This is a genomic window from Janthinobacterium sp. GW458P, from assembly GCF_002127585.1.
Lineage (GTDB): Bacteria > Pseudomonadota > Gammaproteobacteria > Burkholderiales > Burkholderiaceae_D > Janthinobacterium.
On sequence record NZ_NEGZ01000032.1, the window covers coordinates 38,131 to 64,189 of the forward strand.

24 protein-coding genes are annotated in these 26,059 nt (G+C 62.2%); 8 read left to right on the top strand and 16 right to left on the bottom strand.

Annotated features, from left to right (window positions below):
• Positions 1–57 precede the first annotated feature (57 nt).
• Positions 58–780, top strand: coding sequence for an arginyltransferase (locus CBW50_RS17705; protein WP_086146775.1), 723 nt, complete (start codon positions 58–60; stop codon positions 778–780).
• Between the two features lie 91 nt (positions 781–871).
• Here the strand turns inward: CBW50_RS17705 and CBW50_RS17710 are convergent, their stop codons facing one another.
• Positions 872–4,183: a S41 family peptidase gene (locus CBW50_RS17710; protein WP_086146776.1), complete on the bottom strand. Its 3,312-nt coding sequence runs from the start codon at positions 4,181–4,183 to the stop codon at positions 872–874.
• Positions 4,184–4,386: 203 nt separating this feature from the next.
• Here CBW50_RS17710 and CBW50_RS17715 point away from each other — a divergent pair, with 203 nt between their 5' ends.
• The 3 genes from CBW50_RS17715 (at position 4,387) to CBW50_RS17725 (ending at position 9,197) form a co-directional block, all read left to right on the top strand.
• Positions 4,387–5,436: a quinone-dependent dihydroorotate dehydrogenase gene (locus CBW50_RS17715; RefSeq protein WP_086146777.1), complete on the top strand. Its 1,050-nt coding sequence runs from the start codon at positions 4,387–4,389 to the stop codon at positions 5,434–5,436.
• Entirely contained in the window at positions 5,436–6,482 is a 1,047-nt protein-coding gene (locus CBW50_RS17720) for an aldo/keto reductase (RefSeq protein WP_086146819.1), read from the top strand. The genes CBW50_RS17715 and CBW50_RS17720 overlap by 1 nt, the downstream gene beginning before the upstream one ends.
• 294 nt (positions 6,483–6,776) lie before the next feature.
• Positions 6,777–9,197, top strand: coding sequence for a TonB-dependent siderophore receptor (locus CBW50_RS17725; RefSeq protein WP_086146778.1), 2,421 nt, complete (start codon positions 6,777–6,779; stop codon positions 9,195–9,197).
• A gap of 92 nt (positions 9,198–9,289) precedes the next feature.
• On the opposite strand, the gene CBW50_RS30005 is transcribed toward CBW50_RS17725, so the two are convergent.
• Entirely contained in the window at positions 9,290–9,847 is a 558-nt protein-coding gene (locus tag CBW50_RS30005; RefSeq protein ID WP_226935386.1) for a PEP-CTERM sorting domain-containing protein, read from the bottom strand.
• A gap of 345 nt (positions 9,848–10,192) precedes the next feature.
• Between CBW50_RS30005 and CBW50_RS17735 the strand changes: the two genes are divergently transcribed.
• Both CBW50_RS17735 and CBW50_RS17740 read left to right on the top strand, forming a co-directional pair.
• A complete protein-coding gene (locus tag CBW50_RS17735) occupies positions 10,193–10,804 on the top strand; it encodes a DUF2185 domain-containing protein (RefSeq protein ID WP_086146779.1) in 612 nt (203 codons plus the stop codon).
• Positions 10,801–11,154, top strand: coding sequence for an MmcQ/YjbR family DNA-binding protein (locus CBW50_RS17740; RefSeq protein WP_086146780.1), 354 nt, complete (start codon positions 10,801–10,803; stop codon positions 11,152–11,154). Before CBW50_RS17735 ends, CBW50_RS17740 begins: the two co-directional genes overlap by 4 nt.
• Here the strand turns inward: CBW50_RS17740 and CBW50_RS17745 are convergent.
• The 8 genes from CBW50_RS17745 to CBW50_RS17780 form a co-directional block, all read right to left on the bottom strand.
• A complete protein-coding gene (locus CBW50_RS17745; protein WP_086146781.1) occupies positions 11,151–12,083 on the bottom strand; it encodes a CysB family HTH-type transcriptional regulator in 933 nt (310 codons plus the stop codon). The two genes, CBW50_RS17740 and CBW50_RS17745, sit on opposite strands and share 4 nt — an antisense overlap.
• Before the next feature lie 144 nt (positions 12,084–12,227).
• Complete coding sequence (locus CBW50_RS17750; protein WP_086146782.1) at positions 12,228–13,298, bottom strand: sulfate/molybdate ABC transporter ATP-binding protein; 1,071 nt, start codon at positions 13,296–13,298, stop codon at positions 12,228–12,230.
• 1 nt (position 13,299) lies between these two features.
• On the bottom strand, positions 13,300–14,226 hold the full coding sequence (gene cysW, locus CBW50_RS17755; protein ID WP_099374326.1) for a sulfate ABC transporter permease subunit CysW: 927 nt from the start codon (positions 14,224–14,226) through the stop codon (positions 13,300–13,302).
• Positions 14,223–15,032 (bottom strand): sulfate ABC transporter permease subunit CysT, encoded by an 810-nt coding sequence (gene cysT, locus CBW50_RS17760; RefSeq protein WP_076568189.1) that lies wholly within the window; start codon positions 15,030–15,032, stop codon positions 14,223–14,225. Before cysT ends, cysW begins: the two co-directional genes overlap by 4 nt.
• A 323-nt stretch (positions 15,033–15,355) precedes the next feature.
• Positions 15,356–15,994: a peroxiredoxin gene (locus CBW50_RS17765; RefSeq protein WP_086146784.1), complete on the bottom strand. Its 639-nt coding sequence runs from the start codon at positions 15,992–15,994 to the stop codon at positions 15,356–15,358.
• 49 nt (positions 15,995–16,043) lie between these two features.
• Complete coding sequence (locus CBW50_RS17770; RefSeq protein ID WP_086146785.1) at positions 16,044–16,610, bottom strand: alpha/beta hydrolase; 567 nt, start codon at positions 16,608–16,610, stop codon at positions 16,044–16,046.
• Between the two features lie 44 nt (positions 16,611–16,654).
• Positions 16,655–17,659, bottom strand: a complete 1,005-nt coding sequence (locus tag CBW50_RS17775) for a sulfate ABC transporter substrate-binding protein (protein ID WP_086146786.1) — start codon at positions 17,657–17,659, stop codon at positions 16,655–16,657.
• A gap of 273 nt (positions 17,660–17,932) precedes the next feature.
• The gene (locus CBW50_RS17780) at positions 17,933–18,316 is read right to left on the bottom strand and encodes a diacylglycerol kinase (protein WP_086146787.1); all 384 of its coding nucleotides are present in this window, start codon (positions 18,314–18,316) and stop codon (positions 17,933–17,935) included.
• A 154-nt stretch (positions 18,317–18,470) separates the two neighbouring features.
• Between CBW50_RS17780 and CBW50_RS17785 the strand changes: the two genes are divergently transcribed.
• Positions 18,471–19,250, top strand: coding sequence for an IclR family transcriptional regulator (locus CBW50_RS17785; RefSeq protein ID WP_034747499.1), 780 nt, complete (start codon positions 18,471–18,473; stop codon positions 19,248–19,250).
• 107 nt (positions 19,251–19,357) lie between these two features.
• Here CBW50_RS17785 and pbpG read toward each other — a convergent pair whose 3' ends face one another.
• The 3 genes from pbpG to CBW50_RS17800 all read right to left on the bottom strand — a co-directional run bounded on the left by pbpG (position 19,358) and on the right by CBW50_RS17800 (position 22,194).
• Positions 19,358–20,431: a D-alanyl-D-alanine endopeptidase gene (pbpG, locus tag CBW50_RS17790; protein WP_086146788.1), complete on the bottom strand. Its 1,074-nt coding sequence runs from the start codon at positions 20,429–20,431 to the stop codon at positions 19,358–19,360.
• 177 nt (positions 20,432–20,608) lie between these two features.
• Positions 20,609–21,328 (bottom strand): nitroreductase, encoded by a 720-nt coding sequence (locus tag CBW50_RS17795; protein ID WP_086146789.1) that lies wholly within the window; start codon positions 21,326–21,328, stop codon positions 20,609–20,611.
• A 14-nt stretch (positions 21,329–21,342) separates the two neighbouring features.
• Positions 21,343–22,194, bottom strand: a complete 852-nt coding sequence (locus CBW50_RS17800) for a DMT family transporter (RefSeq protein ID WP_086146822.1) — start codon at positions 22,192–22,194, stop codon at positions 21,343–21,345.
• A gap of 425 nt (positions 22,195–22,619) precedes the next feature.
• Between CBW50_RS17800 and CBW50_RS17805 the strand changes: the two genes are divergently transcribed.
• Positions 22,620–23,186 carry a phasin family protein gene (locus CBW50_RS17805; protein ID WP_076568196.1) on the top strand — a complete coding sequence of 189 codons (567 nt, stop codon included), beginning with the start codon at positions 22,620–22,622 and terminating at the stop codon, positions 23,184–23,186.
• A 129-nt stretch (positions 23,187–23,315) separates the two neighbouring features.
• Here CBW50_RS17805 and CBW50_RS17810 read toward each other — a convergent pair whose 3' ends face one another.
• From CBW50_RS17810 to CBW50_RS17820, 3 genes are read right to left on the bottom strand one after another with little or no spacing between them, the layout of a single operon-like run.
• Positions 23,316–24,038, bottom strand: a complete 723-nt coding sequence (locus CBW50_RS17810) for an ABC transporter ATP-binding protein (protein ID WP_086146790.1) — start codon at positions 24,036–24,038, stop codon at positions 23,316–23,318.
• A complete protein-coding gene (locus tag CBW50_RS17815; RefSeq protein WP_086146791.1) occupies positions 24,035–24,808 on the bottom strand; it encodes an ABC transporter ATP-binding protein in 774 nt (257 codons plus the stop codon). The genes CBW50_RS17810 and CBW50_RS17815 overlap by 4 nt, the downstream gene beginning before the upstream one ends.
• Before the next feature lie 15 nt (positions 24,809–24,823).
• A complete protein-coding gene (locus CBW50_RS17820; RefSeq protein ID WP_086146823.1) occupies positions 24,824–26,041 on the bottom strand; it encodes an ABC transporter ATP-binding protein in 1,218 nt (405 codons plus the stop codon).
• Between the last annotated feature and the right edge of the window lie 18 nt (positions 26,042–26,059).

A 26,059-nucleotide genomic window follows, 5' to 3' on the forward strand; every position in this document is an offset into this window, starting at 1 on the left:
GATAGCTCCAGGCACACCGCCAGGCACAACGCCGCGGACAGACCAGACAGGATCAGCATGACGCACCTGAACGAACTACCGTTTGCCACCCTGCAGTTCTACACGACGGCGCCCTACCCGTGCAGCTACCTGGACGACCGCCAGGCCCGCTCGCAGGTGGCCACGCCTTCGCACCTGATCAACAGCGACGTGTATTCGGAACTGGTGCGCAACGGCTTTCGCCGCAGCGGCATTTTTACCTACCGCCCGTATTGCGACGGCTGCCAGGCCTGCATCCCCGTGCGCGTGGTGGCCGGCGAGTTCACGCCCAACCGCAACCAGCGCCGCGCCTGGACGCGGCATGCCAGCCTGCAGGCCGGCGTGGCCAGCCTGTCCTTCCTCGACGAACACTACGAACTGTATCTGCGCTACCAGAGCACGCGCCACGCGGGCGGCGGCATGGACCAGGACAGCCGCGACCAGTACGCGCAATTTTTGCTGCAAAGCCGCGTCAACACGCGCCTGGTGGAGTTCCGCGAGCCGGACGGCACCCTGCGCATGGTCAGCATCATCGACGTGCTGGCCGACGGCCTGTCGTCCGTCTACACGTTTTTCGATCCCGACGTGGCCGGCGCCTCGTACGGCACCTACAACGTGCTGTGGCAGATCGCGCAGGCGCGCGAACTGAACCTGCCGTATATCTACCTGGGCTACTGGATAGAACAAAGCCCGAAGATGGCGTATAAGATCAACTTCAAGCCGCTGGAAGCGCGCATCAAGGGGCAGTGGGTGATCTTGTAAATTAAACCCTACGGCGGACACTGGGGTCGTACCCTGAGGGTACGACCCCGGCCTTTGCTGCTGGGTTTGCATTGCCGCCTTATTTGCCCTCTTATTTGCTCTTGTCCGGAAACGCCGGACGCGCAGGCCGCACGGGCGGGTTTTTCGCCAGCTCGGCCTGGATCACCTCGATCGCCTTTTCCAGCTGCGGATCGCGCCCGGCGATGACGTCGGCCGGCGTCTGTTCGACTTCGATATCGGGCGGCACGCCCTCGTTTTCCACGCCCCAGCCGTTTTCGCGCGTCCAGAACGCCAGGTTCGGCGCCGTGATCGTGCCGCCATCCATCAGCACAGGGAAGCCGAGGATGCCCACCAGGCCGCCCCAGGTGGCCTTGCCGATCAGCGGGCCCATGTTGTTCTTGCGGAACATCCACGGCAGCAGGTCGCCGCCCGAACCGGCCGTCTCGTCGATCAGCATGGCGCGCGGCCCCTGGATCGAGGCGGACGGCGTCTTCATGTCGGCGCCGTAGCGCATGGTCCACCAGGCGATTTCCTTCTTCTGCAGGATCTCGATGTAGTAATCGGCCACGCTGCCGCCGCCATTGAAACGCTCGTCGACGATGATGGCCTGCCTGTCCGCCTGCGGGAAGAAATAGCGCTTGAAGTAGGTGTGGCCCAGTCCCGCCGTATTGGGCACGTACACGTAGGCCACCTTGCCATTGGTGGCCGCATTGACCTTGCGCATATTGCCTTCGATCCAGTCGCGGTTGCGCAGGGCGTCTTCCGTCGGCACGGGCACGACGGTAATCGTGCGCGCGCCCTTGCCGTCGGCCGAGGGTCCCACGGTCAGATCGACGGCCTTGCCGGCCGTGTTCTCGAAGGCGCTGTACAAGTTGGTCGGCGGCAACAACGGTCGGCTGTCGACGGCCAGCAGGTATTCGCCCGCCTTGACGTTCAGGCCCGGCTCCGTCAGCGGCGCGCGCAGGGCCGGATTCCAGTTCAAGCCGCCATACACCTTCTTGAAGCGGTAACGGCCGTCGCTGACCTCGTAATCGGCGCCCAGGAGTCCCCCCGGCACCTTCTTCGCCTCGATAAAGTCGTCGCCGCCGCCGCCGCGGTGGTGGCCCACGGCCAGTTCGCTGCACATCCACTGGATCAGGCGGTTCAGGTCCGCGCGGCTGGACAGCTCGGGCAGGAAGGCGGCGTACTTGTCGCGCATGGCCTTCCAGTCCACGCCATGCATGCCCGGATCATAGAAATAATCGCGGTTGATGCGCCACACTTCATTGAAAATCTGCGTCCACTCGGCGCGCGGATCGGCTTTCACTTCGATGGCGTCGACCTTGATCTTGCCTTCGCCCGGCGCCAGCAGCTTGCCCGTGGCGGAGCCCATGGCCCAGTTGTCCTTCTGGCGGTACAGCAGCTTCTTGCCGTCGGCCGAGACCTCGAAATCATCGGCTTCGGCCACCACGGTTTCGGCCTTGCGCTCCTTCAGGTCGAAGCGCTGCACGGCCTTCTTGCCGTCGCTTTCGCGCAGCAGGAAGATCTGCCCCGCGGCGCCGGCCGTCAGGCTGGAAAACTGCGCGGCCGGCAGCGGCAGGTCGACGATGCGCGTGGCGATGCCGTCGAAATCGATGGCAATCGGCGCCACGGGGGCGACCGCCACTTTCGGGTCGTCGCGGCCCGTCTTCGGATCGGTCTTCAGCTCGTTTTTCGGCTCCGCTTCCGCCTTCGCCGTGTCTTTTTTACTCTCCGCGCCGGCGGCCTTTTCCTCGTCGCTTTCCTTGATCAGAGGCGACGGCAGGTCGCGCCGCAGCACGGCCATCCACACGGTGCGCGTCACCAGGTTGTCTTCGTTCTGCTGCGAGAACCAGTTGTTGCTGGGGCCAGCATTCGTCGAGGCGAAGAAGTACAGGTATTTGCCGCTCTTGTCGAACACGGGCTGGGCCACGTCGGACAGGCCATCCGTGACGGGCATGGACTTGTTCTGCTCGACGGAATAGATGTAGGCGCTGCGCGTGTAGGTGGGCGAATTGAGCGTGTAGGCCAGCCAGCGCGAATCGGGCGCCCACGAAGCGCGCATGCTCTTGTCGACGCCGTACATCGGCTCCGTGGCGATCTTTTGCACCTTGCCGTTGCCGACATCGATCACATACATACTCCAGCCATTGTCGGCAAACGCGATCTTTTTGCTGTCGGGCGACCAGACGGCATTGTCATAGAAGCCGCTGCCATTGAGCTTGAACTTGCGCACGGCGCCCTTGCCGTCCTGCCCGCGCACATGCAGCTCGTATTCGCCCGATTCATCGGAAAAATACGCGACCGAGCGGCCATCGGGCGACCAGATGGGCGTGCGCTCGTGGGCGCCGGCCGTCTGCGTCAGGTTGCGCACGTCGCCCTTGTCGGCGGGGATGGTGACGATCTCGCCCCGGTATTCGAAGGCGATGCGCGCGCCCGACGGCGAAATCGAGGCGTCGCGGATGTATTTCGCGTTCTTCACCCAGCGGGGGCGCGCCTGGCCCAGGTCGCTGGCCACGCCGATGGTCAGTTTGCGCGCCTGGCCGCTGGCGATGTCAAGCGAGTGCAGGTAGCCGGCCTGCTCGTAGACGATGGTGCCGTTCGCGGCCGACGCGTTGAGCACAGGAAAGTCCTTGTGCTGCGTCAACTGGCGCACGGCTTTCGTCTTCACGTCGTAGGCAAACAGGTTGAACTCGCCGTTGCGGTCCGAGCGGAAGTACACGGTATCGCCTATCCACATCGGATCGACGTCGTTCGAGCGCGTCGTCGGCTGGGGGATTTTTTCGATCGATTTGTCGGCCGGGGAAAACAGCCACAGCCAGGAATTGGTGCCGCCCCGGTAGCGCTTCCATTGCTTGAAGGCGGGCGCCAGCGGGTTGTAGGCGATGCGCTGGCCATCGGGCGAATACGTGGCGCGCGAGGCGTTGGGGATTTCCAGCTGGGTTTCCACGCCGCCCGCCACGGGCACCGTGAACAGCTTCTGGAAGCGGTTGTTGAAGGCGGCGCGGGGCGAGGTGAACATCACGGCACGGCCGTCGGGCGTGAACGATTGCGCCAGATCAACACCAGGATGGAAAGTCAGGCGGCGCGGCACGCCGCCGGCCGCCGCGATCACGTACACGTCGACATTGCCGTCGATGTTCGCGCTGTACGCGATCAGACTGCCGTCGGGCGAGAACACGGGATTCGATTTGTCGCCCAGGTCCGACGTCAGGCGCCGCGCGCCGCCGCCGTCGAGGTTGGACAGCCACAGGTCGCCCGCATAGATGAAGGCGATGTGGCGGCTGGAGACGGCCGGTTCGCTCAGCATGCGGGTATCTTGCGTATTGGGCAGGGCCAGGGCCGGGTGGCTCAGCAGCAGTGCGCTGGCGGCCGCGATGGCGGTCAGGATGCGTGTCTTTTTCAATCGATGTCTCGCTTATGTAGTAAAGGGAACAGGGAAGAAACAGGATAGTCCACGGCCGGATGCAGATTATCAATGGATCAATATTGCATTAGACCAACAAGAACTATACACCCGTCCGCCGCGCGGAACACGGTAAAATACGCCACTTATTTCGCGCGCCGCCAGCCCTTCCCGGCAGCCCGCACACCTACTCAAAGCGCCCCATGTCTGAAAAATTCCTGTACTCCCTCGCCCGTCCCCTGCTGTTTTCGATGGATGCCGAAGCGGCCCACCACTTCACCCTGCCCGCCCTGAAACGCGCCAGCGCGCTGGGCCTGACGAAGCTGGCCGGCAAACCGGCGCCTGACCCGCGCACGGTGATGGGCATCACCTTCCCCAATCCCGTGGGCCTGGCTGCCGGCCTGGACAAGGATGGCGCCTACATCGACGCGCTGGCCGACCTGGGTTTCGGTTCCATCGAAGTGGGCACCGTCACGCCGCGCGCGCAGGCGGGCAATCCGCAACCGCGCATGTTCCGCCTGCCGCAGGCGCAGGGCATCATCAACCGCATGGGTTTTAATAATGGCGGCGTGGATGCGTTTGTCGCCAACGTGCAGGCGTCGAAGTTCTACCAGAACCGCGCCGGCGTGCTGGGCCTGAACATCGGCAAGAATGCCGACACGCCCATCGAGCGCGCTGCCGACGACTATCTGCTGTGCCTGGAAAAAGTCTATCCCTACGCCAGCTATGTGACGGTGAACATCTCGTCGCCGAACACCAAGAACTTGCGCCAGCTGCAGGGCGCGTCCGAACTCGACGCCCTGCTGTCGCAATTGAAGGAGGCCCAGGCCCGCCTGGCGGACAAGCACAAGCGCTACGTGCCGCTGGCCCTGAAGATCGCGCCGGACATGGATGGCGAGCAAGTGAAAAGCATCGCCGAGTCGCTCACGCGCCACCGCATCGACGGCGTCATCGCCACCAACACGACCCTGTCGCGCAGCGCCGTCGAAGGCATGCCGCACGGCGCGGAAGCGGGGGGGTTGTCCGGCGCGCCCGTGTTCGAGCTGTCGAACAATGTCATCCGTTTGCTGAAGGCGGAACTGGGCGACGCGCTGCCCATCATCGGCGTGGGCGGCATCATGCAGGGCAAGGATGCCGTGGCCAAGTTCGAGGCGGGCGCGCAGCTGGTGCAGCTGTACAGCGGCCTGATTTACGCCGGTCCGGCCCTGATCAAGGATTGCGCGCGCGCGCTGCGCGGCAAGCAGCCGGCATGATAGACAAGGTCAGACTCGGTTCCAGCAGCCTGGAAGTGAGCACGATCTGCCTGGGCACGATGACCTTCGGCGAGCAGAACAGCGAAGCCGAAGCGCACAGCCAGCTCGATTACGCGCTGGAACGGGGCATCAACTTCATCGACACGGCGGAAATGTACCCGGTGATGGCCAGCGCACAGACGCAGGGCAGCACCGAGCGCCATATCGGCAGCTGGCTGAAGAAAAGCGGCAGGCGCGGCGACATCGTCCTGGCCAGCAAGGTGGCCGGGCCGAACTCGCGCATGCACTGGATACGCAAGGGCAAGACGGACCACGACGCGGTCAACATCCGCGCCGCCGTCGAAGACAGTTTGCGCCGGCTGCAGACGGAGCACATTGACCTGTATCAGTTGCACTGGCCCAGCCGCAACCTGCCCATCTTCGGCGCCAGCGTCTACAACCCGCGCAAGGAGCACGCCTCGGTGGCCATCGAGGACACCCTGGCCGTGCTGGGCAAGCTGGTCGACGAAGGCAAGATCGGCCACATCGGCGTGTCGAACGAATCGTCGTGGGGCGTGTGCGAATACATCAAGCAGGCTGAACTGAAAGGCTTGCCGCGCATCGTGTCGATCCAGAACCTGTACAACCTGACGGCGCGCCATTTCGAGACGAGCTTGCTCGACGAGACCTGCCACCGGGAAAATGTCAGCTTGCTGGCCTACAGCCCGCTGGCGTTCGGCCAGCTGACGGCGAAATACCTCGACGATCCGCAAGCCAGGGGCCGCCTGACGATCTTCCCGCCCGGCTGGAGTCCCCGCTACGTGCGTCCCGCCACCATCGAGGCGGCCCGGCAATATGCGGCGCTGGCCCGCGCGCACGGCCTGACGCCGGCACAGCTGGCGCTGGCCTGGTGCTACTCGCGCTGGTTCGTCGCCTCGACCATCATCGGCGCCACCAGCGTGGCGCAGCTGCGGCAGAATATTGACGCCCATCAAGTCAGCTTGTCACCGGAACTGGTGGCAGCCGTCGACGCCATCCACGCCAGAGCGCCCAATCCGGGGCAGTAAGGCCCGCCGCCTGGCGGCACATGCCGCCGCCAGGCGCCCCGCACTCATCGCAGATAGTCGTATTTATACAACAGCCAGCCATTTACTGCTGTGCAGCATTGCAGCCTTGCCAAGCCGGTCGTATGCTGGAAACGAGGCCATATGCGCTACTCGCGCCATGTTGACGTGGTTCATACATTTATTGCATATCAATAGACAGAACTATTCGTAAGCACGCCATGTGCCCGCTGTTAATCTGCTGTCATCACCGGACCGCCACGGTTCGCGCATCCCCTAACCGAAGAGATATAGTCGATGAGTTCAAGCACCGCCCGCTCCCAGCTTCCCGCCCTGCCCGTGAAAACCGTTATCGCCGCCAGCCTGATCGCCTGCTTCAGCCTGCCCATGCATGTGCAAGCGCAGCAAGAATTGCCGGCCGAAGGCGAATTGCAGTCGGTGGTCGTCACCGGCACCTTCGCCAAGAACCGCCGCACCATCGATTCCGAATCGCCGATCGACATCCTCACCTCGCGCGACCTGCAAAGCACGGGTTCGGGCGAACTGGCCACCGTGCTGGCGCGCCTGCTGCCCTCGCTGAACTTCGCCCGCGCCACAGGCGCCGACGCCAGCGACGCCGTGCGTCCGGCCCAGCTGCGCGGCCTGTCGCCGGACCAGACCCTGGTGCTGGTGAACGGCAAGCGCCGTTATACGTCGGCCGTGGTCAACGTCAACGGCTCGCTGGGCCGCGGCTCGGCGCCCGTCGACCTGAACGCCATTCCGCTGGCCGCCATCGACCACGTGGAAGTGCTGCGCGACGGTGCGGCGGCCCAGTACGGCTCGGACGCGATCGCCGGCGTGATCAACATCATCCTGAAAAAAGGCGCTGCCGGCGGCGATGTCGAAGTGGGCTATGGCCAGACGCAGGAACGCGACGGCAAGCAAAAGTCCATCAAGGGTTCGGCCGGCTTCGCCCTGGGCGAGGACGGCTGGGTGCGCGTCTCGGCCGAAGTGGCGGAACGCGACCCGACCAACCGCGCCGGCGCCGATTTCCGCAATCCGCTCGAGCCGCGCTACGGCAAGGTCAACCAGCGCTATGGCKATCCGGAAAGCAAGCCGGCAACGATATTCCTCAACAGCGAATACCGCATCAGCGACAACCTCGACTGGTATGCCTTCGGCAACTATGGCAAGCGCGACACCTCGGCCGCCGCCACCTGGCGCACGGCCCTGATCCAGGATGCCGTCACCAAGGCCTACTCGCAGCGCACGCCGATCTTCCCGGAAGGCTTCTTGCCGCTGCAAAACAGCACCCTGACGGACCAGTCCATCGTCACGGGCCTGCGCGGCGAAGCGGCCGGATGGCGCTGGGATGCCAGCCTCAATTACGGCAGCAACAAGTTCGAGCTGGACCTGGACAACACGGTCAACCAGTCGCTGGGCGCAGCCAGCCCCACGCATTTTTATGCCGGCTCGCTGAAAAACGAGCAAACCGTCTTCAATCTCGATGCGGCGCGCGAATTTCCCGTTGCTTACTTTACGGGTCCGCTGACGGTGGCCGTCGGCGCCGAAGCGCGCCACGAAAAATACAGTATCGGCGCCGGCGACGCAGCGTCGTACACGGGCGGCGGTTCGCAAGGCTTTGCCGGCTTTCGTCCTGTCAACGCGGGCAGCCACTCGCGCCACAACGAGTCGATCTATGTGAACCTGGAAGCGGAAGCGACGAAGAAGCTGTCCGGCGGCGTGGCCCTGCGCCATGAGCGCTACAGCGACTTCGGCAGCACCACCTCGGCCAAGGGTTCGGCCCGCTATGCCTTCACGGAGGCCCTGTCCCTGCGCGGCACCGTGTCGAGCGGCTTCCGCGCGCCGTCGCTGGCGCAGCAGTACTACACCATCACCACCACCAACTTCCAGGTCATCAACGGCAACAATACGGCCATCGAGACGGGCACCTTCGCCGTCAATACGCCGCAGGCGCGCTCCCTCGGCGCACAGGACCTGAAACCGGAAAAGGCCCGCAACTACAGCCTGGGCCTGCAGTTCCAGCCCAGCCGCAACTTCACGACGACGGTGGACGCCTACCGCATCGACATCGACAACCGCATCCTGTTCTCGGCCAACCTGGCGCTGAACGACAAGCTCAAGGCCGAGCTGGCGACGCAAGGTTCGACCGTCGGCGCGGCGCGCTACTTCACCAATGCCGTCGATACGCGCACGGAAGGCGTGGACATTGTCAGCACCTACCGCATCGACCTGCAGGACAAGGACCGCCTGGACCTCACGGTGGCGTACAACCACAACAAGAGCACGGTACGGAAAATCGCCGACAATCCGGCCATCCTGACGGCCAACAACCTGAAGCTGATCGACCGCCAGAGCATCGACCGCATCACGGTGGCGTCGCCGAAGGACAAGTTCAGCCTGGCCGCCGACTACGGCTTCGGCATCTGGAATGCGCACGGCGTCGTGACGCGCTACGGCAGCTTCACCGTGCCGCAGAACGACGTCAAGCTGGACCAGACGTATGATCCGCAATGGGTGCTGGACGTGTCCGGTTCCGTGAAACTGGGCAAGAACTGGCGTCTGGTGGCCGGCATCGACAACGTCACCAACCGCTATCCGGCGCAAGTGACGAGCGCGGGCAACCTGAACGTCAACGGTACCCAGCCCTACAGCATCTTCGCGCCGAACGGTTTCAACGGCCGCTATTACTACGCCAAGGCTGGCTATAGCTGGTAAAAAGCGCCCTGCCATGCAAAAAGCCCGGAACGCATCGCGTTTCCGGGCTTTTTTTTCATGCTTTAGCGCAAGCGCCCGCAGGCGCCGCAGGCTCAGGCGCGGCGGCGGCGCGCGACAAAACCGACCAGGCCCAGGCCCAGCATCAGCATGCCGTAGGTGGCTGGCTCAGGCACGGCCGAGACGGAGCTGTAGGCGCGGAAGTTGCTCAGGCCGCGCGGCAGGTTGGCGATGCTGAAGAGCGTATTGGCGGCCAGCGGCGTATCCCAGTGGAACAGCAGTTCGCCACGGCCATAATGCACGGCCAGGTAGTCGAAGCTGGAGTTGACGGTGAACGAACCGGACTTACCGCTTTCCAGGTCGCCCTGGGCGGCAAAGACCAGGGAACCGGCGCCGCTGGACGGCAGGCCAAACTTGCTGCTGATCAAGCTCTGGATGGCGGCCGCGCTTTGCGCGCCGGGCGGATTGGCGCCGTCATAGACCCAGACCGAGTCTGCTGCCACGCTGCCATAGGTAACGGTCTTGCCGCCCACCGAGAAGCCACTCATGGCGGGATCGGTGAGTTCCACCCAGTTCGCCGCCTGGGCCAGCGGCGCCAGGCAAGCCGAAACGCTCAGGCACAGGCCCAGCAGCGCATGTTTGGTCGTGTTCATATATTCCCCTAATCTAAATATTTCAATAAATGCAATCTTGATTATTTTTTTGTCATATTCTGTACCACTGAGCAAAAGATATCACCCAGGAAATCAAAGTGCAATAAAAGAAACAAATTTTACCATTGGCATTTTCAATCGACCCCGGCAATTTACTGCCGGTGCCGGCTATCGCGGGGCGTGCCGCCATTCCGGCGACGGCCGGGCGGCGCTGCCGCACACGGGATTGTTGTAGATTGGCACATGCCGGATAGTGGAGTAGCCCTGCGGCAACAAGAATATGCGTGCTCATCCTGCCGCGCAATCGGCTACCATGGGTTTTGCTCTTCTTGATGACGGATAACCATGCCCAGCTGGCACCTGGCCGACGCCGCCGAACTGGCGGCGCGCCATCCCTACACTTTCTATAAATCGCCGCCCGAGGCCATCGCCCGGGTGCGCCCCGGCGACGTGGTCAAGCTGATCTTCGCCTTCCACAGCGACGACCCGCAGGCGCCGGGCGCCGAGCGCATGTGGGTGCTGGTCGATACGATCGGGCCGCATGGGCATTTCACGGGCAAGCTCGACAATAGGCCCGGCTACATCCGGGATTTGCAGGCCAAGGACACTATTGCCTTCGAGGCGCGCCACATCATCAATACGCGGCACGACGATGACGACAACCTCGTCAACCGCTATGCGGGCCTGTGCTTCGTCACAAAACGCGTGCTGGAGGATGGCGCGCCCGTCGGCTATCTGTACCGCGAGGAGCCGGACAACGCCAACGACAGCGGCTGGCGCTTCACGGCCAACGACGAGAGCGACGACTACGTCAACGACAGCGCCAACGTGGCCCTCGTGTCGCTGGGCGCCGTGCTCAGCGTGGACGACCGTTTTATTGCGCTGCTGGACGCTCCCGCCGGCGCGGCCTATGCCTTCGACCATAACACGCAACAATTCATGGCGGTTGACGAATGACAAGTGATGAACTGAAAGACTTTTGCGCGGCCCTGGCCGGCGCACAAGCCGTGCTGCACGGTGCGCCGTCGAACATCCTCGTGTATGAAGTGGGCGGCAAGAAATTTGCCTACTTTAAGACCAGCACGCCCGAGCAGTGGCGCTTCAGCCTGCGCGCCAGCGCCGAACGCTTCGTCGAGCTGACGGACATGCCGGGCGTCAAACCGGCCCGCTACATGGGCCGTTTCCACTGGGTAACGATCGTCGATGTGGGCCGCTTCCCGTCCGCTTACCTGGCGGAACTGGTACAGGATAGCCACGCGCGCGCCGTCGCCAGCCTGACGCGCGCGCAGCGGGCCGCGCTGGCTTAAAGCGCGTCCTCGCCCGCCATGGCGCGGTCGATGTCGGCGCGCGTCAGGTCCGGCGCCAGCTGCAGGATGAATTCATAGGCATACGAGCGCAGGTAGGCGCCGCGGCGCACGGCCAGGCGCGTCGTATTCGTGGCGAACAGATGCGACGCTTCCACGGCCCGCAGCCCCTTGTCGCGGCCATGGTCGAAGGCCATCGACGCCACGATGCCCACGCCCAGGCCCAGCGCCACGTATTGCTTGATGACGTCGGAATCCATGGCCGTCAGGATGATGTCGGTGGCCACGCCCGCCTTGGCGAACGCGTCGTCGATATGGCCGCGGCCCGTGAAACCCTTGTCGTAAGTAATCAATGGGTATTTCGCCAGGTCTTCCAGGCGAATCGGCGAATGTTCGAGCAGCGGATGGCCGTCCGGCACGACGATCAGATGGCTCCAGCGGTAGCACGGGAACGACACGAGGTCGGGAAACTGGCTCAGGCCTTCCGTGGCGATGCCGATGTCGGTCTTGCCCGACAGCACCCATTCCGCGATATGTTCAGGGGCACTTTGTTGTAGCGCAATACGCACGTCGGGATAGGCGGCGCGGAAACTCTGCACCACTTTCGGCAGCGCATAGCGCGCCTGCGTATGCGTGGCCGCGACGGATAAGGTGCCGCTGGTCTGGCCGCTGTATTCGAGGCTGGCCTGCTGCAGGTTTTCCGCCTCGATCAGGAGGCGGTCGACGATCTTCAAAATGCCCTTGCCCGGCTCCGTCAAGCCCGTCAGGCGCTTGCCGTTGCGCTCGAAAATCACCACGCCCAGCTCATCTTCCAGTTCGCGGATCTGCCGGCTCACGCCCGGCTGCGACGTGAACAGCGCGTTCGCCACTTCCGTCAGGTTATAGCCGCGGCGGGCCGCTTCGCGGATCGAACGCAGTTGTTGAAAATTCATAGTGTTCCAGTATATGAGTTAACTTTGCGACACCTGACAAAACCGTAGCGAGCGGCAGTGATTGTGGCTAAGAAGCGCAACCGTACTAAAGTACGGTGAGCATCGCAGGCCGCAAGCGCGACGCGCAGTAGGTTTGGTCAGGTGTTATCTTGCTGTCGGTTCGACGAACACATGTAAACGTTTCGGACGGACAACCAGGGTCTCGCCTTCCTTCAACTGCAGATGGCTGAAGCGCTCGTTCGACATCACCGCTTCGATCAGCTCGCTGTTATCGACGCGCTGCAAGTCCAGCTGGGCCAGCGGGCCGATCGCATGGGCGCGGCTCAGTTTCACGACGATGCCTTCCGCGCCCTGCGTGTAGCGGTCGATTTCCAGGTCGTGCGGACGCACATAGGCCGTGCCCTTGCTGTCGCTCACGCCCGCATAGTCGGGCACCTCGAAGCTGGCGTCGCCCGTCGCCATCACGCCGTCATGCACGCGGCCGTGGAACAGGTTGACGTTGCCGAGGAAACCGTAGACGAAGGGCGAGGCCGGGTGGTTGTAGACTTGCTCCGGGGAACCGAGTTGCTCGACCGTGCCCTTGTTCATCAGCACCACCTGGTCGGCCACTTCCAGCGCCTCTTCCTGGTCATGCGTGACAAAAATGCTGGTGACGTGCAAGTCGTCGTGCAAGCGGCGCAGCCAGCGGCGCAATTCCTTGCGCACCTTGGCGTCGAGCGCGCCGAACGGCTCGTCGAGCAGCAGCACGCGCGGCTCGACGGCCAGGGCGCGGGCCAGGGCGATGCGCTGGCGCTGGCCGCCCGACAGCTGCGGCGGATAACGGTCGGCCAGCCAGTCCAGCTGCACCAGCTCCAGCAAATCTTTCACTTTACGGCGGATCTGGTCTTCCGACGGGCGCTCGCTGCGCGACTTCACGCGCAAGCCAAAGGCCACGTTTTCGAAGACCGTCATGTGCTTGAACAGCGCATAGTGTTGAAACACGAAACCGACTTGCCGCTCGCGCACGTGGCGGTTCGACGCATCTTCCGCATCGAGCAACACCTGGCCGCTGTCCGGGTGCTCGAGGCCGGCTATGATGCGCAGCAAGGTTGTTTTACCGCAACCCGACGGACCCAGCAGGGCCGTCAATTCGCCGGCGGGAAAGTCCAGCGAGATATTGTCGAGGGCGACAAAATCGCCGAAGCGCTTGTGAATGTTCTTAACTGCGATGGTCATATCAGTGCTCCGTGGAACGTAAGGCGGAATCGTCGGCGTCGCTCTCGTTCAAACGCCACTCAATAAAGGCTTTCAGGGCCAGGGTCACCAGCGCCAGCAGGGCCAGCAGCGAGGCGACGGCAAACGCGGCGGCGAAGTTGTACTCGTTGTACAGAATCTCCACCTGCAAGGGCATGGTGTTCGTTTCGCCGCGGATATGGCCGGAGACCACCGAGACGGCGCCGAACTCGCCCATGGCGCGGGCATTGCACAGGATCACGCCATACAGCAGACCCCATTTGATATTCGGCAAAGTCACGCGGCGGAAGGTATTCCAGCCCGAGGCGCCCAGCACGATGGCGGCCTCTTCCTCTTCGCTGCCCTGCGACTGCATCAGCGGGATCAGTTCGCGCGCCACGAAGGGGAAGGTAATGAAGATGGTGGCCAGCACGATGCCGGGCACGGCGAACAGAATCTTGATGTCGTGCGCCTGCAGCCACGGGCCGAACCAGCCCTGGGCGCCGAACATCAGCACGTAGATCAGGCCGGAAATCACCGGGGAAACGGAAAACGGCAAGTCGATCAGGGTCAATAAAATGCTCTTGCCGCGGAAGTCGAACTTGGCGATGCACCAGGAAGCGGCCACGCCGAACACCAGGTTCAGCGGCACGGCGATGGCGGCCGTGATCAAGGTCAATTTAATGGCGGAAATCGCGTCCGGATCGATGATGGCGGCGATATACGCTTCCCAGCCCTTCTTGAACGCTTCCGCAAACACGGCCACCAGGGGCACGATCAGGAAAGCCGTCAGGAACAGCAGGGCTATGCTGATCAATACCGTACGCACCCACAAGGGTTCCAGCACGACGGGGCCGACGTTCGGTTCGAAGCGGCGCGCCGTTGGCAGCGCAGTATCCACGCCAGCGGCGGCAGTCGTATTCGTACTCATGATTTCTTCGCCTTTCCGCGCGTCCATGCTTGCAGCAGGTTAATCGTCAACAACAGCAAAAAGGACACCACCAGCATCACCACGGCGATGGCCGTGGCGCCTGCGTAATCGTATTGTTCCAATTTGGTAATAATGAACAGCGGCGTGATTTCCGACACCATCGGCATGTTGCCGGCGATAAAAATCACGGAACCGTACTCGCCCGTGGCGCGGGCAAAGGCCAGCGCAAAGCCCGTCAGCAACGATGGCAGAATCGTGGGGAAAATGACGCGGATAAACGTTTGCAGCGAGGAAGCCCCGAGGCTGGCGGCCGCCTCTTCCAGCTCTTTTTCCGCGTCTTCCAGCACCGGCTGCACGGTGCGCACGACAAACGGCAAGCCGATGAAGGTCAGCGCCACCACCACGCCCAGCGGCGTGAACGCCACCTTGATGCCCAGCACGCCTTCGATGAACTGGCCGAACCAGCCGTTCGACGAATACAAGGCCGTCAGGGTGATGCCGGCCACGGCCGTCGGCAAGGCGAACGGCAAGTCGACGAGCGCGTCGATGATGCGCTTGCCGGGGAATTTATAGCGCACCAGCACCCAGGCCAGGATGCCGCCGAACACCACGTTCAACAGGGCGGCGATCAGCGAGGCGCCGAACGTCAGCCGGTACGAGGCCATCACGCGCTCGGACGTGACGGCGCTGAAGAAGGCGTCCCATGTCATGGTGAAGGTTTTCAGGAACACCGACGACAGCGGGATGAGAACGATCAGGGCCAGGTAAAACAGCGTAAAACCCAGTGACAGCTTAAAACCCGGCATGACCCGAAACGGCGCCCCGCGCGCCTTGACCGGCGCTAGTGTTGCTTCAGACATGGAAACTCCCTCTTATTACATTTTTGAGTTATAGGCCGCAATAATCACATGCAATCGTTATAAAAAGAACTAACCATTTCTCATTTGCTTAGATGGATTTTGCATACTTGCCGGCGGAATCTGCAGGCGAAAAAAAACGCACGGGCGAGGTGCGTTTTTTAGGAACAAGAGTGCCGAAATAGAACGTTCAGGGCTAGGCGCGTTGCCGAAGACAGTACGAATGTACGGCGAGGCAATGCGACAACGCCATGGACGTTTTTTCGGTGCTCTTACTTGTTCGGCTGCGGCGTGAGGCGCAAGTATGGCTTGGCGGCCGTAAAACCCTTCGGATATTTCTGCTTGATCACCTCCGGGTCTTGCACGGTCAAGGGAATGATGACGTCGTCGCCGTCTTGCCAGTTGCCGGGCGTGGCCACCGTGTAGCCGTCCGTCAATTGCAGTGCGTCAATGACGCGCAGGATTTCATTGAAATTGCGGCCCGTGCTGAGCGGATACGTGAGGATCAGGCGTACTTTCTTGTTCGGGTCGATGATGAAGACGGAGCGCACGGTGGCCGTGACGGACTGTTCCGGGTGGATCATGTCGTACAGCACCGACACTTTCTTGTCGACGTCGGCGATGATGGGGAAGCCCACCACCGTGTTTTGCGTCTCTTCGATATCCTTGATCCAGCTCTTGTGCGACTCGGCCGCGTCCACGGACAGGGCGATGGCCTTCACGTTGCGCTTGTCGAATTCCGGCTTGAGCCTGGCCGTCAGCCCCAGTTCCGTCGTGCACACGGGCGTGAAGTCGGCCGGGTGGGAAAACAGCACCACCCAGGAATTGCCCGCCCACTCGTGGAACTTGAGCGGGCCGATCGAGCTGTCTTGTTCAAAATCAGGGGCGACATCGCCCAGGCGTAAAGTCATGGTGTTCTCCTCAACAGGTTTTTGATAACGATCAGTGTCCGTGTGTCCGTCAGGCTGCCTGACGGTGGCGTTTGTCGCTTTGCGCCAGATCAAACAGTGTCTGCAGTTGCGCCTGGCCGTAAATCCAGTCGCCCAGTCCCGATTCGGCATTGATGTGGCCGAGTTCTCCGCCATCGATGTATTTGCAATTCCAGCGCCGCGCCCACTGCGTGGCGTGCTCGGCCGTCATCCACGGGTCCGTCCGGCTGGCGATCAGGATGCCGGGGCAAGGCAGGCGCTTCTGCGGCAAGGCCTTGGCCACGCCGAACTTGTCCGGATCGGCCGGCCCCACCAGCAGCACGCCGGCCACGCCCTGCGGGTCGCGCGCCAGGCTGTGCGCCGTCGTCAGGCAGCCGAAGCTGTGGGCGACGATCAGGGTCGGGCGCGCATCCTGCCGCCGCACCCGGTCCAGGCGCGCCGACCAGGCGGCCAGGTCGGGATAGCTCCAGTCATCCTGCTCGACCCGCTCGAATTGCGGATACAGGCGCTGCCAGCGGCTCTGCCAGTGTCCGGGACCGCTGTTATGCAAGCCCGGCACGATCAGTACCCGGTAATCGGAAAAGCTGCGCAGCGCCATGATGGTTCCTTTTAGTAACGGTCTGGCAATCGTGCCATCCGGAATTACTTAGGCTGGTAAATCTGGTCGAAGATGCCGCCGTCGGCAAAGTGGGCCTTCTGCGCCGCCGTCCAGCCGCCCGCCACCTGCTCGATGGTGAACAGATTGACCTTGGCAAACTGCGCCGCGTATTTCTTCGCCGCCTTGTCCGTTGCCGGACGGTAGTAATTCTTCGCGATGATGTCTTGCGCCTCGTCCGTGTACAGGTAGTTCAGGTAAGCCTCGGCCACCTTGCGCGTGCCGTGCTTGTCGGCAAATTTGTCGACGACGGCCACGGGCGGCTCGGCCAGGATGCTGACGGACGGCGTGATGATGTCGAACTTGGTCGGGCCCAGTTCCTTGACGGCGAGATACGCCTCGTTTTCCCAGGCGATCAGCACGTCGCCGATGCCCCGTTCGACGAAGGTGGTGGTGGCGCCGCGCGCGCCGGAATCGAGCACGGGCACGTTTTTATACAGCTTGCCGAGGAAATCCCTGGCCTTCGCTTCGCTGCCGCCCGGCTGGCGCAAGGCATAGCCCCAGGCTGCCAGATGGTTCCAGCGGGCGCCGCCCGAGGTTTTCGGATTCGGCGTGATGACGGACACGCCCGGCTTGATCAGGTCGTTCCAATCCTTGATGCCTTTCGGGTTGCCCTTGCGCACCAGGAACACGATGGTCGAGGTGTACGGCGAGCTGTTGTGCGCCAGCCGCTTTTGCCAGTCGCCGGCCAGCAGCTTGTGCTCGGCCAGCGCGTCGATGTCATAGGCCAGGGCCAGGGTGACGACGTCCGCTTCCAGGCCGTCGATGACGGCGCGCGCCTGCTTGCCGGAGCCGCCGTGCGATTGCTTGATCTTGACGTTGTCGCCCGTCTTGCCTTTCCACTCCTTGGCAAACGCCGTATTCACATCCTGGTACAGCTCGCGCGTCGGGTCATACGACACGTTGAGCAGGGTGATATCGGCGGCTTGCGCCGTTTGCAGAACGGCAAACGCGCTGAGGGCGGCGGCAATGATGATTTTTTTCGACAGCATCTAAGATCCCCGTATGGTTGAACTTTCAGAGCCACCAGAGTACGGCGCCGCGACCGCAAAGAGAACGAAGCGTTTCGCCGTTCGATATGCATTTTTCGCATATGGACGGCGCGCAACGGGGATTTAGCGGTTAAGACCAGGGTCACCTGACAAAACCGCAGCGAGCGGAAGGGAGAGGCGGTCGAGAAGCGCAACTGTGCTTGGCACGGGGCCGCCGCGGCAGTGAGCATCACAGGCTGCCTATACCGACGCGCAGTAGGTTTTGACAGGTGTTCAATAAAAACGGTTGAACAGGATGACTGCCCAGGTGGCGAAGGCCAGGATGCAGGTCAGCAGCACGGCGGCGCTGCCGAAGTCCTTGGCATTTTTCGACAGCGGATGGCGTTCCAGCGAGATGCGGTCGACCACGGCTTCCAGCGCGGAATTGATCAGTTCGACGATCAATATCAGCAGCAGCACGCCGATCAGCACCAGCTTTTCAAACGCGGAGATACGCAACAGCAAGGCGATCACCGTGCCGACGAGGAACAGGCCCAGTTCCTGGCGGAACGCATGTTCATGGCGCCAGGCCGCCTTCAAGCCGTCGAGCGAGTAGAAAAAGGCGGAAAAAATCCGTTTCAGGCCACTTTTACTCTTGAATTCATTTACAGGTTGCATAATTTTCCATGGTTCAAAGCCTATCCGGTGCATGCATTATGCCGGGCGGCATAGGGATTGTGACAATTTAATCGCTTTATATCTCGGAACATTTCACTATTTTTTCACATCATGGTATAAAGAAGCATGAATACTGCATTGCACCAAATCCATCATGAAAATTGAACCGGTCGCAGCCCCGAAGACGACGATCCAGGTGATCGAGCGCATGGTCGCGCTGCTCGATGCCCTGGCCAAATATTCCGACCCTGTCAGCCTGAAGGAATTGTCCAAAGTTTCCGGCCTGCACCCCTCGACGGCGCACCGCATCCTCAACGACATGGTGCTCACGCGCTTCGTCGACCGCATCGAGCCGGGCACGTACCGCCTGGGCATGCGCCTGCTGGAGCTGGGCAACGTGGTGAAAAGCCGCCTCAGCGTGCGCGAAGCGGCGCTGGACTTCATGCGCCAGTTGCACAAGAAAACCCAGCAAACGATCAACCTGTCCGTGCGCCAGGGCGACGAGATCGTCTACATCGACCGCGCCTTCTCCGAGCGCTCGGGCATGCAGGTGGTGCGCGCCATCGGCGGCCGCGGCCCCCTGCACCTGACCTCGACAGGTAAATTATTCCTCTCCGTCGACGAGCCGAAAGCCATCCGCGCCTATGCCACGCGCACGGGCCTGGCCGGGCACAACAAGAATTCCATCACGGATCTGCAAAAGCTGGAGCGCGAGCTGAGCCTGGTGCGCGAGCGCGGCTATGCGCGCGACAATGAAGAGCTGGAACTGGGCGTGCGCTGCATGGCCGCCGGCATCCGCGACGATACAGGCAAGCTGATCGCCGGCCTGTCGATCTCGGCGCCGGCCGACCGCCTGCAGGATGAGTGGCTGGTGGACCTGGTGGAAACGGCGAACCAGATTTCAGTGACCTTGGGATTCATTCCCCAAGACTAAAGCACTGCCGTATAAAAATGTTCAGGACAAGGCGCACTAACGAAGACAGCACGACTAGTACGGCGAGTTAGTGCAACGCAGCCCTGGACATTCGCATTGAAACTTAATCAACCGCCGGGCAGGCTCATGTTGGCGGGTTTCAAGGCTTCCAGCCACTTGCGCATGCGTCCCGCGTCGGCCGTGCGCGACTGTTTCCCCTTGGAATCAAGGAAGACCATGATCACGGCCCGTCCTTCGATGACGGCCTGCATCATCAGGCAGCGGCCCGCCTCATTGATGAAACCCGTCTTTTGCAAGCCGATTTCCCAGCCCGGATTGGCCACCAGGTGATTCGTATTGCCAAATTGCATGGGCTGGCCGCTGGCTTCGACGATGGCTTTCGGGTCCGTCGAGTACTGGCGCAGCAGCGGATGGTGGAAGGCGGCCATGGCCAGCTTGCCCAGGTCGCGCGCGCTGGCCACGTTCATTTTCGACAAGCCGCTGGAATCGACGTAATGCGTATCCATCATGCCCAGCTGGCGCGCCTTGCTGTTCATGGCGTCGACAAAGGCGGGCAAGCCGCCCGGATAATTGCGGCCCAGCGCCGAGGCGGCGCGGTTTTCCGAGCTCATCAGGGCAATGTGCAGCATGTTGGCGCGTGTCAATTGCGAACCCACTTTCAGGCGCGAACTGCTGAACTTGGCGCGGTCGACGTCCTCGTCCGTAATCGTCAGCAATTCATCCATGTCCTGGCGCGCTTCGACTACCACCAGGCCCGTCATCATCTTGGTGATGGAGGCGATGGGCAGGGCGACGTTGGAATTCTTTTCAAACAGCACTTCCGAGTTGGCCTGGTCCAGCACCAGCGCCACGCTCGACTTGAGGTCGAGCGGATCGCGCGTGAGGTTCAGGCCGGCCAGGTCGCCCATGGTGGGCATCGGTGCGGCCATGGGCACGGCCACGCTGCTCACTTTCTGATAGATGACCTTGCGCTTGCCGCGCACCATGACGACCCGGCGCACGGTCTTTTCGCGCGGCGCGGCCGTCGCGCCCTTGCGCAGCACGACCTTGACTTTCTTGGTGTTGTGTTTCTTGGAGGCCGAGGATTTGCCGTTCGCTTCCCTGGCATGCACGGCCGCAGCCGGCGCCAGCGCAAACAGGAGGGAAGCCAGGACACCCAGCGCAAGTTTAAACTTAGCCATTCGATAATTCCCCGTGAAGCTGTTGCCTTATTGCAGTGTAGCGAAATGCAGAGTAATCGCAAGCCCATTTAACAGTTGGGACAGTATTTATTGCGGCAATGAAATACAAATCGTTGGCGTTCCGCAAACAAGCTCATCCTTAAACTCTTGTTTACTTGTGCATATTGCTATACCTCGCTAGACATCCATGAATTTAACAAAGCCGGACAGCGGCTCGCGTTCCGTGCTCAGGCGGTTTTCAATCTTGTCCGGGTCCGCATGGCCCAGCGCCATGCCGCACACCACCATTTCGCTGGCAGGCAGGCCCAGTTCGTCGCGGATGATGTCATGGTAATGGATGAAGGCCGCCTGCGGGCAGGTGTCAAGCCCGCGCGCCCGCGCGGCCAGCATGATATTTTGCAAAAACATGCCGTAATCGAGCCAGGAACCCTGCTCCAGCACGCGTTCGATGGTGAAGATCAGGCCCACGGGCGCGTCGAAGAACTGGAAATTGCGCCCGTGCTGGGCCGCCATGCCGGCCGTGTCGCCCCGTTCCAGGCCCAGCAGCTGATACAGGTCCAGGCCGATCTTGCGGCGGCGCTCGATGAACGGCGCCGTCCACTGGCGCGGGTAATAGGTGTACGAGGCCGTGCGCGCGGGCGCATCGGGCGCCCTGGGCGCCGCATACGCTTCCAGGATGCGGCGCGACAGGCGCTGGCGCGCCTCGCCCGACAGCACGTACACTTTCCATGGCTGCATGTTGGCGCCCGAGGGCGCGCGCGCCGCCACTTCCAGGATGCGCGCGATATCGTCCCGCGCCACCGGCGTGGGCAAAAAGGCGCGGATCGAACGACGCGACAGGATGGCCGCATCCACGGCTTGCTGCGTCGACGGTGTTTCTGATGCTTGCTTGCTCACTGCCCTGCTCCCTGCTATTTCTTGACGACGAAGACCACGCCGACCACGGCCACCAGCATGCCGGCGATGCCCAGCATATTAAACGCTTCGCCAAACATCAGCCAGGCCATCACGGCCGTCGTGGGCGGCGTCAGGTACAGCAAGCCCGTCACTTTCGTCGCGTCGCTGCGGCGGATCAGGGCGAACAGCAGGAAGATGGCGCCGATGGACAGCACGAGTACCGACCACAGCAAGGCACCGATGAAATTCGCCGTCCATTGCACGTTGCTGAAATGCAGGTCCAGCCCTTCGTAATACAGGGCAAACGGCAACACCACGACAATGGAGGCGGCAAACTGCACCACCGTGCCGGTGCGCAAGTCGAACTGGGGACAGTGGCGTTTTTGATACATGGTGCCGGCCGTCATCGACAGCAGGGCGAACACGCACAGCAGCACGCTTTCCACCGTCAGGCCCACCAGGTTGATCTTCGCATACACGACGAGGGCCACGCCCAGCAGGCCGAAGAACAGGCCCAGCCACTGGCGCGGACGCACGGATTCGCCGATCAGCGGCGCGGCGCAGGCCGTCAGCACCGGTTGCATGCCGACGATCAGGGCGGACAGGCCGGCCGGCATGCCCAGCTTGATGGCGCACCAGACGCCGGCCAGGTAGCCGGCCTGCATCAGGATGCCGGCCACGGCGATCTGGCGGAACTGCCCTACGGGCCACGGCGCGCGCAACAGCAGCACCAGCGGCAGCAGGATCACCAGCACGCCCAGGAAGCGCAGCAGCAAAAAGGTCAGCGGCGGCGCGTACGGCAGGCCGAACTTGGCCACGATAAAACCTGTGCTCCATAACAACACGAAGAAAGCGGGCAAGGCCATCGGCGCCACGGTCGTCAGGAAAGGGGTTTTGGGGGCTTTGCCGCTGGCGCCAGCCGCGGCGGGAGGATTGGACATGGTATCAACTCGGGAAACGGGGTCGGCACCGGGGCGCTGCGCCGGTGCGGGAGGCAAAGTCTAGCATGCTGCGCCGCGGTCGTCCCCGCAGCCCCTGGAAACGATAGTTTAAGTTCAAACCATTGACAGCCAGAAATCAAATATTTCTCTTTAGAAACAACGGCTTTTGATGCAAATCTATTCAATTGTTGCATCGCACAAGATTCGCTTGACTTCATTTTTTTTAACCGTAGAATAGGGTTTGTTGCGTTGCACAATTCTTGTTCAGCTTGAAAAATTTAGATTCACCTGCTTCCCAAACGGTACACGCAGCATCAAATTAACCAGATTTCAACATTTTGGAGATTTATATGTTTTCAATTCCTGAGCAATTTTCGTCCGCCACCAAAGCCAACCTGGAAGCCCAGTTCGCCCTGTTCTCGTCGCTGACGGGCAAGGCCTTCGAAGGCATCGAAAAGATCGTCGAACTGAACCTGACCGCCGCCAAGGCCACGCTGGAAGAATCGACCGCTGCCGCCAAGCAATTGCTGTCGGCAAAAGATCCGCAAGAATTCTTCTCGCTGAGCGCAGCGCAAGCCCAGCCTAGCGCCGAAAAAGCCATCGCTTACGGCCGTCACCTGGCTGCCATCACGTCCGGCACGCAAGCTGAATTCAGCAAAGCGGCGGAAGCGCAAATCGCTGAAACCAACCGCAAAGTCATTTCGCTGGTCGATGAAGTCACGAAAAATGCGCCAGCCGGCTCGGAAAACGCCGTCGCCATCCTGAAAAGCGCCATCGGCAACGCCAATGCCGGCTACGAGCAGTTCACGAAAACCAGCAAGCAAGCCGTCGAAGCCATCGAAGCGAACCTGGCGTCGGCCGTGAACCAGTTCACGCAAGCGGCTGAAAAAGTCGTGCCACGCACTGCTGCCAAGTAATTGTTTCATGGACCGTCAATGACGGTCCCGCAAGCCTCCTCCAGGCATCCATCCCGCTTCTCCGCACGGATGCCATTCTGCCCCGATACTTCGGGGCATTTTTTATACCTGAACGCTCATTCCGCCCGCTCACTCGCCCAGGTACGCCGCCTTCACGCGCGGGTCGTCGAGCATGTCGGCCGCGTTGCCGCCCATGGTCACCAGGCCGGAATCCATCACGTAGCCGCGGTGCGCCGCCTGCAGGGCCAAACGGGCATTCTGTTCGACCAGCAAGATCGTGATGCCTTCGGCCGATACCTTGCGGATGACCTCGAAAATCTTCTCCACCATGATGGGCGACAAGCCCATTGACGGCTCGTCGAGCAGCAGCAGTGTCGGGTGGCACATCAGGGCGCGCGCCATGGCCAGCATCTGCTGCTCGCCGCCCGACAGGGTGCCGGCCATCTGCGCCGCGCGTTCCTTCAGGCGGGGAAACACGTCGAACCACCTGGCGATATCGTCCTCGACACCGGCCTTGTCCGTGCGCGTGTAGGCGCCCATCATGAGGTTTTCGCGGATCGACATGCGCGTAAACACGCCCCGTCCTTCCGGCACCATCGCCAGTTTCTTTTCCACCAGGTGAAACGACTTCGTGCCCTTGAGCGACTCGCCCAGGTAGCTGATCATGCCTTCGACCTTACATGCAGGCAAGGTTCCCGTGATGGCTTTCAGGGTCGTCGTCTTGCCGGCGCCGTTCGCGCCGATCAGGGCGATGAGCTCGCCCCGGTTCACTTCCAGGTCGATGCCTTTCACGGCCTTGATGCCGCCGTAGGCCACGTGCAGGCCCGCCACTTTCAGTACGCTGTTGCTCATGCGTGCGACCCTCCCAGATAAGCCTCGATGACGGCCGGGTTTTGTTGTATTTCGGCCGGCAAGCCTTCGGCGATGCGCTTGCCATATTCGAGCACCGTGATGCGGTCGCACAGCCCCATCATCAGTTTCACGTCGTGTTCGATCAACAGCACGGTCTTGCCTTCCGCCTTGATTTTCACCAGCAACTCGCGCAAGGCCAGCTTTTCCGTCGCATTCATGCCGGCCGCCGGCTCGTCCAGGGCCAGCAGGGTCGGATCGGTGGCCAGCGCGCGGGCGATTTCCAGGCGCCGCTGGTCGCCATACGACAAGAAGCGCGCCGTGCGGCTGGCGAACTGGGCAATGCCGACGAAATCGAGCAGCTCCATCGCCCGCTTGCGGATGGACGCTTCTTCCTCGCGCGCCGCCTTGTGGCGGAAGATGGCGCCGAACACGCCCTGGTGCGAGCGCACGTGGCGCCCCACCATGACGTTCTCCAGCGCCGTCATGTCGCCAAACAGCCGGATATTCTGGAACGTGCGCGCGATGCCCGCCTTCGCCACCTTGTGCGGCGCGGACGGCGAATACGGCTTGCCGGCCAGCTCGAAAGTGCCCGTATCGGGCTGGTACAGGCCCGTGATGACGTTGAAGAAGGTCGTCTTGCCGGCGCCGTTGGGGCCGATCAAGCCATAGATCTGCCCTTGCTTGATGGTAATGCCCACATCGGTGAGCGCCTGCAGGCCGCCAAAACGCTTGTTGACGCCGGCAATATTGAGAATGATCTGTTCGCTCATGGTGCTTTCCCCTCCTTAGGCGGACACGACGCCGGTCGACTTGTTGGGCTGGTCGACGTCGTTGTCGGGCCGGTCCTCGTGCTTGGGCGCGGGCCACAAGCCGGCCGGGCGATTGAGCATGATCAAGACCAGGGCCAGGCCGTACAGCAGCTGGCGCAGCACTTCCGCTTCGATCACCACGTGGCCGAACAGCGCCTGCTGGGCCGGCTCCACCACATGGCGCAGCACTTCCGGTATCGACGCGAGGATCACGCCGCCGAGAATGACGCCGGGAATATGCCCGATGCCGCCCAGCACCACCATGGCCAGCACGGCAATCGATTCCGTCAGGGCAAACGATTCCGGCGAAACAAAGCCCTGGAACGAGGCAAACATGGCGCCGGCCACGCCGCCGAACGAGGCGCCCATGGAAAAGGCCAGCAATTTGACGTTGCGCGTGTTGATGCCCATGGCTTTCGCGGCGATCTCGTCTTCGCGGATGGCGACCCAGGCGCGCCCCAGGCGCGAATGCTGGAGGCGCTTGGTGACGAACACCACGGCGATGCACAGGAAAAGGAACAGAAAGTAATAGGCATTGACGGACGGCATGGAGAAGCCGCCGAGCACGACGGTGCTGTTGCTGCCCGCCTCGCCCGCCAGGTTGACGCCGAAGATGCGGATGGGATCGATCAGATTGATGCCTTGCGCGCCATTCGTGAAATTGATGGGGTCATTCAAATTGTTCATGAAGATGCGGATGATCTCGCCAAAGCCCAGGGTCACGATAGCGAGATAGTCGCCGCGCAGTTTTAATGTAGGCGCGCCCAGCAGGGCGCCGAAAAATCCCGCCACGGCGGCGGCCAGGGGGACGATGGCCCAGATCGACAGATGGATGCCGTGCTCGCGGATTTCCGGTCCCATCAGCCGCACCAGGGTTTCCCCCAGCACAGGATATTGATTCACCACCGATTCGAGCAGGATGGCGAACTGCGGCGACGCCAGCAGGGCCGTCAGGTAGGCGCCCACGGCATAGAAGGCGATGTAGCCGAGGTCGAGCAGGCCGGCAAAGCCGACGACGATGTTCAGGCCCAGGGCCAGCATGATGTACAGCAAGGCCATGTCGATGATGCGTACCCACGAATTGCCGAACTGGGCGGCAAAGAACGGGAACACCACCAGCAGCGCGGCCAGGGCCAGCATGCCGGCGTAGGCCTTGGCGGGGTTCTTTTTGACGTCGAAATCGAGTAGTGCCATGATGGTCAACTCCTTGTT